Here is an 11,848-nt window from a genome sequence, read left to right as displayed (position 1 = left end):
GATCATCCCCCGGTCGTTGTGGTCGCCCCAGTCGCAGGCTTGTTGGTCGTGGCCGGCTTGTTGGTGGTCGGCTTGTTGGTGGCAGGTTTGTTGGCGGTCACCGGAGGCTTGGTGGCTGTCACCGGTGGCTTGATGGTGGCGGCCGGTGGCTTGACGACCGGCTTGGGCTTCGCCGCCGGAGCACCGAACAGCGCCGCGCCCGTCCCCGCCTTACCCTCGGCGGGTACGCCGAGCACCTTGCCGTCGGACAGCTGCAGGAACACCGGGTTCGGGTTCGGCACCATGCCCATCTTGTACGCGCGCTCCGCCAGATTCTGCGGCGACTCCAGCGTGCGGACCTGTCGCTCCAGCTGCTCCTGCTGGTCGCGCAGCTGATCCGCCTGCGTGTTGAGGCTGGTCACCTGGAACGTGCCGCGCTGCAGCTCGGTGTTGAGCAGCAGCAGGCCGACCAGGCCGGCCGCCAGCAGCGCCACCACGAACAGCACGAACGGCATCCGCGGCGGGCGGAACGGCGCTCCGTAGACGACCCGGAGCTTCGGCTCCGACCTGGCCACCGGCTGCGCGGGGGTGACCCGTGCCTTCGACGGGCTGAACACTGTGCTCATCAGGCCACCAATCCCTTCTCGCGAACGCGCTCTGCCGCGCGGACCCGGGCCGAGGCGGCCCGTGGGTTCTGCGCGACCTCTTCATCGGTCGGTTTCTCGGCTCCTCGCGTGAGCAGCTTCAGATACGGTTCATGACCCGCCGGGATCACCGGCAGGTCGTCCGGTACATCGCTCTTGGCAGCAGCCGCAAGCGTTTGCTTGGCGATCCGGTCCTCGAGCGACTGGTAGCTCATCACCACGATCCGGCCGTGCAGCGCGAGCGACGCGACCGCGGCGGGCAGGGCGCGCCGCAGTACCTCCAGCTCGCCGTTGACCTCGATCCGCAGTGCCTGGAAGGTCCGCTTGGCCGGGTGCCCCCCGGTCCGCCGGGCCGCCTGCGGGATCGCGTCGCGGACCAGCTCGGACAGCCGCGCACTGTTCGTGAACGGCTCGGTCTCCCGGGCCTTCACGATCCGGTCCGCGATCCGGCGGGAGAACTTCTCCTCGCCGTACTGGAACAGGATCCGGGCCAGGTCGGCCGCGCTGTAGGTGTTCAGGATGTCGGCGGCCGTGGTCGGCGCGGTGCTGTCCATCCGCATGTCCAGCGGCGCGTCCTGGGAGTAGGCGAAGCCACGGTCGGCCTCGTCCAGCTGCATCGAGGAGACGCCGAGGTCGAAGAGGATGCCGTCGATCGCGGGGACGCCGAGGTCGCCGAGTACGCGCGGCAGCTCGTCGTACACGGCGTGCACCAGCGTGGTGCGCTCGGCGTACGGGGCCAGCCGCGCGCCGGTCAGCCGCAGCGCCTCGGGATCCCGGTCCAGCCCGATCAGCCGGATGTCGGGGAAACGCTGCAGGAAGGCTTCGGCGTGTCCGCCCAGGCCGAGGGTGGCGTCGACGAGGACGGCGCCGCTGTGCTGGAGGGAGGGGGCGAGCAGGGCGACGACGCGATCGAGCATCACCGGGACGTGACGTCCCTCCGCTCCGCGCTCAGCACCGTCCATCTCGACCCTTCCATCGCCGCGGGAGCGACCCTGCCCCCGCGGGTTCTCTGTGAACTGCGTCTGCTGTTCTGGTCCTGCCGGGGCGGTGGTGTCGGGTAGGGGTGAGCCGCTGCGACTCCTCCAGGTGGAGGACTGCCTCCGTGGAGGACAGGGAGCGAGTTCGTCCGGTCAGATCGCGGGTTCGCCTTCCGGGGAAGTAGCTGTCGTCTTGGCGCCGGGGAAGTGACGCCAACACGCGAGCTCGGAAGTCGGACCCGTGATCTCACCGGACGTCCGGCGCCATCGCGGGGCTGCTCAGAAGATGCCGGGCAGTACCTCCTCGGACAGGTCGGCGAATGCCTGCTCCTGCGCCGCGGAGTACGTGTTCCAGTTCTCCGTGTTCCAGATCTCCACCCTGTTCATCGCCCCGATGACGACACAGTCGCGATCCAGTCCTGCGTAATCGCGCAGCATCGGCGGGATGGTGACCCGGCCCTGCTTGTCCGGCACCTCGTTCGAGGCACCGGCGAACAGCATCCGCAGGTAGTCCCGGGCACCTTTGTTGGTGATCGGGGCCTGCTTCAACTGCTCGGTCAGTTGTACGAACTCGGCTTCGGGCCACACGGACAGCGACCGCTCCTGCCCACGCGTGATCACCAGACCGTCAGCCAGTTCGTCGCGGAACTTCGCCGGCAGGAACAGCCGTCCTTTGTCGTCGAGCTTGGGGAAGTGAGTTCCGAGGAACATCGCTCCACCTCCCCGTTGCGGACTCTCCGTCTCAGGTCGAGCTTGTTGTCCACCATTTCAGTACCACTGCGCTCCACCTTACTCCACTTTGCCCCACCGTCAACCAGATTCGCCCCGTTTCGCTCCCCCGTACGCTGGAGGTCACGAACCGGCAACAACGGGTGAGGGGCTTTTTCATGAACGCCGAAACGCCTGGTAACGAAAAGCGCGTAGATCTAGGCCCGACCCCCGCGCCGGGTCAGAATGAGTCGGCCATCAACCAATGGGGAGGACTCAGGGTGAGCACCACCGCGACCAGCTCGGCCATGGATTTCGACGAGCTGACGGAGGTGGCGGGACGGGTCCGCCGAGCCATCGAGACTGTGATCGAAGGCAAACCCGATGTCGTCGAAGTAGCCATCACCGTGCTGCTCGCCGAGGGACATCTGCTGATCGAGGACGTACCGGGCGTCGGCAAGACGATGCTGGCCAAGGCGCTGGCTCGGTCGATCGACTGCACCGTGCGCCGGATCCAGTTCACGCCCGACCTGCTGCCGTCGGACATCACCGGCGTGTCGGTGTTCAACCAGGAGGTCCGCGACTTCGAGTTCAAGCCCGGCGCGGTGTTCGCGAACATCGTCGTCGGTGACGAGATCAACCGCGCCTCGCCGAAGACGCAGGCCGCGCTGCTGGAGTCGATGGAGGAGCGCCAGGTCACCGTCGACACCACGACGTACCAGCTCGAGGCACCGTTCATGGTGATCGCGACGCAGAACCCGATCGAGATGGAAGGGACCTATCCCCTTCCCGAGGCGCAGCGCGACCGCTTCATGGCCCGGCTGTCGATGGGCTACCCGGAGCCGGCCGCCGAGCTGCGGATGCTGGACGGGCACGCCGCTGCCGAGCCGCTGGCCAATCTGCAGCCGGTCACCGACGGGCAGCAGATCCTCCGGCTGGTGAAGACGGTGCACTCCGTGCACGTGTCGGAGTCCGTCAAGGAGTACGCCGTCGCGCTCGTCGGGGCGACCAGGCGGTCGCAGGAGCTGCGCCTGGGTGCGAGCCCTCGCGCCACGCTGCACCTGGTCCGGGCTGCCCGGGCCGCCGCCGCGCTGGACTCGCGCGAGTTCGTCCTGCCGGACGACCTCCAGGAGCTCGCCGTACCAGTCCTTGCTCACCGGGTACTGCCTGCCGCCGAAGCCCACCTCGGTGGGCGTGGTGCGGCCGACATCATCTCCGGGCTCGTGGCCTCCGTGCCGCTGCCCCGTGCTCGTCGGGACTGAGACATGCGGCAGGCACTGCGCGGACTGACCACCCGAGGGCGGGCGTTCGTCGCAGCCGGGATCACTGCTTCTCTGTGTGCGCTACTGCTCGGCCAGAAGGACCTGCTGCGCGTCGGCATCCTGCTGGTGGCCTTGCCGCTCGTGGCAGCACTCGTCGTCGGCCGGACCCGGCTGCGCCTGCAGGTACGGCGCAGCCTGGCTCCGGACCAGGTCCCGGTCGGGACTCCGTCGACGGTGGAGCTGACGCTGTCCAACCAGGGCCGGATGCCGGCCGGCCTGTTGCTGCTCGAAGACCGCATTCCTTATGTCTTGGGACACCGGCCACGTTTCGTGGTCGACCGGGTCAGCCCGAACTGGAAGCGGACCGTCACCTACCCGGTGAAGTCCGACGTCCGGGGACTGTTCCAGGTCGGGCCGCTGATGCTCACGGTGGCGGACCCGTTCGGGCTGGTCGAGACGAGCAGGACGTTCACCCGGAGTCAGCACTTGCTGGTGACGCCACGGGTGTACCAGCTGCCCGAAGTACGGCTTGGTGCTGATCGCGCGGGTTCCGGTGAGAACCGGCCGCGGGCGATCGCGTCCGCGGGTGAAGAGGACGCGACTGTTCGCGAGTACCGCGACGGCGACGACCTGCGCCGGGTGCACTGGCGGTCGACCGCGCGCCGCGGCTCGCTGATGGTTCGCCGGGAGGAGCAGCCCTGGCAGAGCCGGTGCGCGATCTTCCTGGACGCCCGCACCACGTCGCACCACGGGCATGGTCCTTCGTCCAGCCTGGAGTGGGCGGTGAGCGCGGCTGCCTCGGTTGGTACCGACCGGATCCGACGCGGGTACGTCACGACCTTGCTGGGCGGCCCGACCACTCTGTCGGCGATCAGCCACCGCAGTTCGACGGCTGTGCATCAGCCACTCAGTGCTCAGCAGTTGCTGACCGAGTGCGCGACGGTGGAGGAGCACAAGTACGCCGAGATCGGTCCGCTGCTCACTGTCGACCGGCACATCCAGGAGCCGAGCCTGGTCGTCGCGATCCTCGGCGCGTGCAGTACTGACGACATCACCGCGCTGAACCGCTGGCGGACCAGCCAGGCGACCGGGGTGGCGCTCTTGCTCGATGGGGCAAGCTGGTCTGTGGGCGCGGAGGGCACCGAGAAGGCAGCCCGCCTCACCACCGCCACAGACGCCACCGAAAACCAACTACGCCGCAACGGCTGGCGAGTAGCCAGAGTCCAACGAGGAGACCATCTCCCGACCGTGTGGTCCACCCTAGGACTACGGAGCGGAAGGATCGCATGACCGGCCACGTCAGAATCTCGATCGCCGCTTGGGTGGCCACTGTGCTGGGGGCGCTGGTGCTTACGCCGGTGTTCTCTGGGCCTTTTCTGTTCATCAGTGCCTTCCTGTGTGCGGCGGTGACGGGGGTCGGGGTCCTGTTGCAGAACTGGCGGGCGCCGCGTGTGGTCGTGCCGGTTGTGCAGCTCGTGGTGCTGGTTGAGCTCATCTCGTTGTTCTTCCTGCGTGACACCCTGCGGTACGGCGTCGTGCCGTGGCGGGAGACTGCGCTGGCCTTCAACAGCCAGATGGTCGACGCGATGGACTCCATCAACCGGTACAGCGCGCCGCTGCCGCCTGAGTCGCACCTGACGTTGTTCGCAGCGTCGGTGATCGCCGCTGCGGGGTTGCTGATCCATCTGGTCGCAGTACAGATCAGGCAGGCTGCGTGGGCCGGTCTGCTGCTCCTGACGATGTACACGGTGCCTGCTGCGACCGTGCACGGTGGTCTGCCGGCTCTGCTCTTCGTACCGCCGGCCGTCGGCTACATCGTGCTGCTGTCAGCGGAGGGGCGCACCAGACTCAGCCGTTGGGGCCGCCGCATCTCCGGGGTCTCGCACCTCGACGCCGCCGAGCCGATCGAGGCATCTGCGCTCGGCCAGGCCGGACGACGAATAGGCCTGAGCGTAGTCGCGCTGGCCGCGCTCCTGCCGGCGCTGATCCCCTCACTGCCGGAAGGCGTCATCGGCAACGGGCTGGCCGGCGGTGGCAGCGGTTCGGGCGGCGGCGCCGTCATCTCGGCGGGCAGCCCGATGCTGGACATGGGCAAGAACCTGAAGCGGGGCGACAACGTCACCGCACTGACCTACACCGGCGGCCCGACAGGCGGGGTCTATCTGCGCCTGACCGCACTGGATCTCTTCGACGGCAACACCTGGCAGATGTCACCCAGGACCGAGGGCCAGCGGATCGGCGACGACGTACTGAGCGCACCGCCCGGCTACCAGGGCGACCTCAGCAAGGTGCCGCAGCACAAGCTCAAGATCGACGTCAGCCGCAACTTCCGGTCGCCGTACGCGCCGGTGCCGTACCCGGTCCGCTCGATCTCGCTGAAGAAGAACTGGCGGTACGACGCCACCGCGCTGGACATCGTCTCCACGAACGGCCAGACCATCGGTGGCCAGGACTACAACCTGTCCTGGTACGACCTGCAGCCGACCGCGCAGGAGCTGAACGACAGCGTCAGTGGCGGTGACCCCGACCAGATCACCAGCCAGCTCCCCCGGCTCCGCGACGATCGGCTGGTCAAGCTGGCCCAGCAGGTCACCGCCGACGCGAAGGGCAACCGGTACCAGCAGGCTGCCATGCTGCAGAACTGGTTCCGGTCCGGCCAGTTCACCTACAGCACCGAGAGGGACAGCGCGAGCGGTATGCGCGCGCTGACCGAATTCCTGCTCGAGAACAAGACCGGGTACTGCGAGCAGTTCGCGACCGGAATGGCCTTGATGGCCCGCATCCTCGACATCCCGTCGCGGGTCGGCATCGGCTTCCTGCCCGGGCAGCCGGTCAAGGACAACGAGTACGTCGTCAGGATGCACGACATGCACGCCTGGCCGGAGCTGTACTTCGAAGGCGTCGGCTGGGTCCGGTTCGAGCCGACCCCGTCGGCCCGGGTCGCGAGCGCGCCGAACTGGACGAACCCGCTCAACGTCGGCCCGACCAGCCCGACCACCGCGCCGACCACGGCACCCACGACGCCGGGCGCGACCGCCGAGACCGAGGCCCCCAAGCCCAACCAGGGCCGCAACCTTCCCGACGAGACCGGCATTGCGGCAACCGGCGGCGGGAACTGGTTCACCAACGGCGGCGGCAAGGTGATCGGCCTGACGCTGGCCGCAATCCTGCTGCTCTGCGTTCCCTGGCTGGTCAGGGTCCTCACCAGGCGCCGCCGGTTCAGCCGGCCGCCCAGCCGCCTCGGAGTCGAAGGACTGTGGGCAGAAGTCCGCGACACGACCCGCGACCTCGGGCTGGAGTGGTCGGAGATCTCCACACCACGCCAACTCGGCGACTGGCTGGTCACCAACGTCCCGGCCGAAACCCAGCCGGCCGCGCTGCGCCTGGCTCGCGGAGTCGAAGCCATCCGGTACGCCGGCCAGGACGACACCTTCCCCGATCTCCGCCTCGAGACCGAGGCGGTTCGCAAGGCCTTGTGGGCTGACGCGCGCTTCGTCCGCCGCTGGCGGGCACGGCTGCTGCCACCGTCCTGGCGCTGGTACCTCAACCGGGGCAGCTCCGAGGCCTCCGACCTCCTGGACGAGTTCGACCTCCTCCTGGCCCGCCTCCGCTCAGCCCTCCTCCCCCGCCGAGCAGGCCGCCACGCCGGCTAGGCACCGTCCACAGCTCTCCCAGCACACACCAGTCGGCTGAAGGCACCTCGCCTCCAGCCGACTGCTGCATTGAGCCACAACCACGTTCCATCCGGCCGACAGCTGCAGGAGGGCGTCTGCTTTCAGCTGCGGGGCAGCCGACAGCGGCGGGGCGGGTTCGTAGTACGGGGCAATGCAGAACCACACCCGGCGCGGTGCGCGGGTGTGGTTCGGAGGTACTGCTAGCAGGCGCTCAGAGGTCTTCGTCGCGTCGACGGCGCCAGCGGTCTTCCATCCGCTCCATGAAGCTGCCGGACGAGTCGTGCCTGGTCCGGTGCCGCTTGGACTGCGGCGGTGGAGGCGGCGGTAGGTCGTCGCCGTCGCTCGCGTTGCTGATCCGCTTCATGCTCAGCGCAGCGATGTACAGGCAGGCGACCATCACGACGAAGCCGATCACTCCGATGATGGTGTTGGGGATGATCGCGCCGGTCATCAGTACAACGATGCCCAGCACAAATCCAACGCCGGCAAGAACTGCCCGGCGCTTGTAGTACAAGCGCACATTGGTCCCTCGCATGGCGGAAACAAACTTCGGGTCTTCCGCAGCGAGGGCGCGTTCGAGCTGCTCGAACTGGCGCTGCTCTTCTTCCGAGAGGGGCACCGTCGATCCCTCCATGGTGAGCGCGATCTCGATAGGCCGAGTCCAGTCTAGGCCGACCATGCGGTCCACGAAACCCTGACCGCCTGTCCCGCGCGTCACGGTCCCACAACTCCACCCCAGAACCCTCAGTTTCCCTCACCCCTACCCCGCCTCAAACAAGCCAGCGGACACCATCAGTAACCGTGCACCTTCGCACGGTTACACGGGGTGTCGCCGGGGTTCGGGGTGCTAGCGGGTGGCGAGGATGTGGAGTTGGGGAGCGAGCGCGCGGAAGGCTGGGTGTTGGCTGGCGGCTCGTTCCAGTTCGCCCAGGGCTTCGGGCGCGCCCGGTTCGGAGTCGACGAATGCTGCCGGCACCAGGTCGGCGAAGGTGCGGACCCCGTGCACCGTGTGCACCATGAAGCCCGCCTCGGCGAGCTGCGCGATGATCCCCGCCTCGTCGAACCGGCGCGGCATCGGGTCGCTCGGACCCCATCGACCGTCCGGGTCCTGGAGCGCCACCCGCGCCTCGGTGAGATGGCCGGCCAGCGCCCGGGCCAGCACCACAGCGTTGCGCTGGGCAACCAAAAGGCTGAGCACGCCGCCATCGCGCAGTACGGATCCCATCGCGTGCAGCGCCTGCATGGGATCGTCGACGACCTCGAGCACGCCGTGGCAGAGAACCGCGTCGGCGCTCGACTCGCCCGCAACCTGCGAGAGCTCGGCCGCGTCGCCCTGTACCCCACGGACGAGCTTGCTCACCCCCTCGTCGGCGGCCCGCCGCTCGAGCGACGCGAGTGCGTCGGCGCTGGGGTCGACCACGGTGACGCGGTGTCCCTCAACCGCCAGCGGTACAGCAAATCCACCGGTACCGCCGCCGAGGTCGACGATGTCCAGACCTGCCCCGGGATCGATACGCGCCCTGCCCGCAAGTGCCACTCGCAGAGCCTCGGCGACCAGCGCCGTTCGCACCGAGCGCCGACGTCGGTCGACCATCCTGAAGCCCTCCTCGACTACGACACCATCCGAGCCACACCCTACTTGCCGAGCGCCGGCCCACCTCACCACCACTGCCGTTCAGCGACGGCGAGACAGTTGCCTGCCGAGGCAGTCGATGGCGGTCTCTGCCTCGTCAAGCATGAGAGTGGCCGTTTCCGCGGAGCGCTCAGCAACCGCACCGACGAACATCGCGTTGCTCACAGCGGTCGCCCAAGCCTGACCAGTCGCCAACTCCCAGGCATCCATCGGCGTACCGCTCGCCGAAGTCCACGCCTCCCCGTACGCTGCTACGCCAGCCGGCCCTGCTGCCAACATCACATCGAGCATGGCCGGCCCAACACGAGCGCTCCCCCAGTCGATCAACCGCACCGACCCGCCAGAAGCCACCTCTGAAGCTGGCGCGATGACGTTGTCCCCATGCACATCACCGTGGAGAAGCGTTGCCGGCAGGACATCGAGGCCGGCGCGCAGCCGTTCGTCAACTGCAAATCTGGCGAGCAACTCAAGCGCACGATCCTGCACCGGATGAGGTGCCTCCCTCGCGGCACGGCGAATGCCACTCGGCGCGAACTCCGTGAACGTCATCCGAAGAAACTCGTCGTCAACCCGCGGAAGCTCTGTTGGAAGCTCGTCAGTGCGCCCCAGATGCCGCAGATGAACCCGAGCAAGAGCCGCATACACAGCCCTCGGCGGCTCAACCGTCCACCCGATCGGCTCACCCGGCTCAAACGGTACGACGATCCAATGCCCGTCCTCGTCCAAGCCCGAATCAATCAACCGAGGAAACACCGGATCCACAACCCCCAAACACTCCAGCGCCGCAACCTCGCCCGCCGTAGCCCGCTTGGCCACCACGTCGAACTCGTCCACCCCACCAGACCCCGCCACCCTGAACCGCACACAAACCCGCTCAACAACCGGCGCCGTCCGCCCACCCTCCAACGCCACCCGCTCGCCCACCCCAACAAACTCCCCCTCCCACCCCAACCACCGCCGAACCACATCCCCCCGAATCGGCACCCTCCCAGTCACCCACCAGACCCTAGGCCCACCCCACCAACCCAAACACCCGTTTTCCGCCCACCCCACTTCAAATCCGCACGGCCGGGCAACCTCCTGCTCGATCGCCGCCTCTGGCCAACCCAGGTCACCACCGCCACAAGCTCGAATGCTTGGTCAGCTGAACCCAGCCCCTCCAACACCTCCAGCCGAGCGCGATGCCAAGCCGTCGAACGCAGGCGGCATCTACAACGGATCGGAGATTCACACCTAACCGGAGGTGAAGACGCCAAGGCGAGTGCAGACCTGCTCATCGTCCCCCGCAGCCACCTGCCAAACCAGGCAAGCGGAAGGCAGGCACCAACCCAACTCTGCAAGTGGACGAGACGCCCCCAAGGCGGGCTGCTGCACAAGATGCCGCGGCGACACGAGGCGTCGGAGGCACTGATCCAGCCAGCACGCCGTCTGAGCAGGCGCCAGGCGAAGTACGCCCTACCGGGCTGGCCGCCGTGGGCCGGCCAAGCAGGCACCGAGCGCGTACGCCGCACCCGGAGCTGACTCCCGCCGGCCGACCCAGCAGGCCCAGGCGTAGTACGCCGTACCGGGGCTGGCTGGCCTCGTCGCGTTAGTCGCTTCGAGAAGGCGGCACAGTCAGCTTTTGATGCGAGGTGAAGGGTCGTGCCTGCACGTCGCATCAAAGGCGTGGCCGACGGGATGTTCGCCAGCTCGGGCTCGACGAGGCTGCTGCCGCAAGGGACGACGTCGGTGCGCTGGCCGGGCCCGTGGAGCTTGGCGACTACCCGGGTTCTCGACGAGCTGGACGTGCAAACGCCCGCAGGAACGGGGGGCCTGCGGGCGCTGCGTTTGGGGGGTGCGGGGCGGTTAGCTGGCCTGCATCCAGGGTTGGGCTAGGACTGATTGGGGGTCGGACGACGCGGGGAGTACGGGTTGGGTGGTGAGGTTCAGGCTGGATTCGACCAGTTCGTAGAAGGTCTCGGCGGCTCGGATCAGGTCGTCGGCTTCGCGGGTTGTGACGGCTCGCTCCAGGCCCGCTTCGGCAGCTGCGCGTTGCGCGGCGCCGGCTGCGAAGAAGGAGGCCCACTCACCGAACTCGGGCGCCACCTCGGACAGCAACACCCAGGCGTTGCGCTGGACGCGGCGGCGAGGGCCGGAGCGCACCGGGCGAGCGCGGACGGCGAGCACCGCCGCGGCAACCCGGAGCGCGGCCACGTGGGCGCTCGAGTACCGGATCAGGTGGTCGTCCGCCTCGCGGGCCTCGGCGAGCGCAGTACGGGCCCGGGAAAGATCGCGGCTGGCCGATCCCGCGGCCGCCGGTGAAACCGGTGAAACTGTCATCGGTCCGTCACCCTCTCGAGTTGCCAACGTCCGGAGTCCGGGTCGTGCGCGAGATCGAACATCTCCCGCCGGCCGTGCCGGCCGCACCCTGCCTCCACGCGGTAGACCGCCCGTTGCGGCCCCCAATCCGCGTCCAACACACCGACGGCCGCGGATGATCCCGCGACGGCGGTCGCGGCCGCGGCTCCGACACCTGAGCCGATCACGCCGCGCTCCCACCAGGCCGCCGTCTCCACCCACTGGGCTTCGATCGAACAGACCCTCCACAGCCGCCCACGCCACAGGAACTGCTCTGGAGCCTCGATGCCGTCCACGACGCCTGAACGCACCTCAACGGCTTCGTCGAACTCCCACATGCTGCATCGCCTCCTGTGCGCGAACTTCTTCCCCTGGTCAGCGGCCCGGTGGGTGGACGCGAGGTGGGGGTCGAGGTCCACCTCGGCGCCCGGCCCACCGGGACCACCGGTTTCCGATGCGGCCGCAACTCCGCACCGGAGTCCTTCAGTTGCTCCGATCACCGCCGACCGGCCTCCCGACGAGTCCGGCACTGCGGCAATCGAACATCTGTTCGAACACTGAAAGCGTAACCCTGCCCGCCGACAAACGTCAACGGGCCGTAAGCGCCGAAGCACGCGCGGCGCGCACCCGGTCG

11 protein-coding genes are annotated in these 11,848 nt (G+C 68.4%); 3 read left to right on the top strand and 8 right to left on the bottom strand.

The window, feature by feature from the left end; all coding sequences use genetic code 11:
* Positions 1-2: 2 nt before the first annotated feature.
* The 3 genes from ACQPYM_RS17505 to mraZ all read right to left on the bottom strand — a co-directional run bounded on the left by ACQPYM_RS17505 (position 3) and on the right by mraZ (position 2,311).
* The gene (locus tag ACQPYM_RS17505) at positions 3-605 is read right to left on the bottom strand and encodes a hypothetical protein (protein ID WP_433021893.1); all 603 of its coding nucleotides are present in this window, start codon (positions 603-605) and stop codon (positions 3-5) included.
* Complete coding sequence (gene rsmH / locus ACQPYM_RS17500) at positions 605-1,585, bottom strand: 16S rRNA (cytosine(1402)-N(4))-methyltransferase RsmH (RefSeq protein ID WP_433021891.1); 981 nt, start codon at positions 1,583-1,585, stop codon at positions 605-607. The genes ACQPYM_RS17505 and rsmH overlap by 1 nt, the downstream gene beginning before the upstream one ends.
* 294 nt (positions 1,586-1,879) lie before the next feature.
* Positions 1,880-2,311 carry a division/cell wall cluster transcriptional repressor MraZ gene (gene mraZ, locus ACQPYM_RS17495; protein ID WP_433021889.1) on the bottom strand — a complete coding sequence of 144 codons (432 nt, stop codon included), beginning with the start codon at positions 2,309-2,311 and terminating at the stop codon, positions 1,880-1,882.
* Positions 2,312-2,631: 320 nt separating this feature from the next.
* Here mraZ and ACQPYM_RS17490 point away from each other — a divergent pair, with 320 nt between their 5' ends.
* The 3 genes from ACQPYM_RS17490 to ACQPYM_RS17480 are packed head-to-tail and all read left to right on the top strand — an operon-like array spanning position 2,632 to position 7,223.
* Positions 2,632-3,570 (top strand): AAA family ATPase, encoded by a 939-nt coding sequence (locus ACQPYM_RS17490; RefSeq protein ID WP_433023317.1) that lies wholly within the window; start codon positions 2,632-2,634, stop codon positions 3,568-3,570.
* A gap of 3 nt (positions 3,571-3,573) precedes the next feature.
* Positions 3,574-4,860, top strand: a complete 1,287-nt coding sequence (locus ACQPYM_RS17485; protein ID WP_433021887.1) for a DUF58 domain-containing protein — start codon at positions 3,574-3,576, stop codon at positions 4,858-4,860.
* Positions 4,857-7,223 carry a transglutaminaseTgpA domain-containing protein gene (locus tag ACQPYM_RS17480; RefSeq protein ID WP_433021885.1) on the top strand — a complete coding sequence of 789 codons (2,367 nt, stop codon included), beginning with the start codon at positions 4,857-4,859 and terminating at the stop codon, positions 7,221-7,223. Before ACQPYM_RS17485 ends, ACQPYM_RS17480 begins: the two co-directional genes overlap by 4 nt.
* Positions 7,224-7,455: 232 nt before the next feature.
* Here ACQPYM_RS17480 and ACQPYM_RS17475 read toward each other — a convergent pair whose 3' ends face one another.
* The 5 genes from ACQPYM_RS17475 to ACQPYM_RS17455 all read right to left on the bottom strand — a co-directional run bounded on the left by ACQPYM_RS17475 (position 7,456) and on the right by ACQPYM_RS17455 (position 11,633).
* Positions 7,456-7,923, bottom strand: coding sequence for a DUF3040 domain-containing protein (locus ACQPYM_RS17475; RefSeq protein WP_433023315.1), 468 nt, complete (start codon positions 7,921-7,923; stop codon positions 7,456-7,458).
* Between the two features lie 168 nt (positions 7,924-8,091).
* Complete coding sequence (locus ACQPYM_RS17470; RefSeq protein WP_433021883.1) at positions 8,092-8,838, bottom strand: methyltransferase domain-containing protein; 747 nt, start codon at positions 8,836-8,838, stop codon at positions 8,092-8,094.
* Between the two features lie 81 nt (positions 8,839-8,919).
* Positions 8,920-9,711, bottom strand: coding sequence for an aminoglycoside phosphotransferase family protein (locus tag ACQPYM_RS17465; RefSeq protein ID WP_433021881.1), 792 nt, complete (start codon positions 9,709-9,711; stop codon positions 8,920-8,922).
* 1,011 nt (positions 9,712-10,722) lie between these two features.
* Positions 10,723-11,196, bottom strand: coding sequence for an SAV_6107 family HEPN domain-containing protein (locus ACQPYM_RS17460; protein WP_433021879.1), 474 nt, complete (start codon positions 11,194-11,196; stop codon positions 10,723-10,725).
* A complete protein-coding gene (locus ACQPYM_RS17455; RefSeq protein WP_433021877.1) occupies positions 11,193-11,633 on the bottom strand; it encodes a DUF6504 family protein in 441 nt (146 codons plus the stop codon). The genes ACQPYM_RS17460 and ACQPYM_RS17455 overlap by 4 nt, the downstream gene beginning before the upstream one ends.
* Between the last annotated feature and the right edge of the window lie 215 nt (positions 11,634-11,848).

It is taken from the genome of Kribbella sp. CA-294648, assembly GCF_050943845.1.
In the GTDB taxonomy this organism is placed as follows: Bacteria; Actinomycetota; Actinomycetes; order Propionibacteriales; family Kribbellaceae; genus Kribbella.
This window is presented reverse-complemented; position numbering and strand designations above follow the sequence as displayed.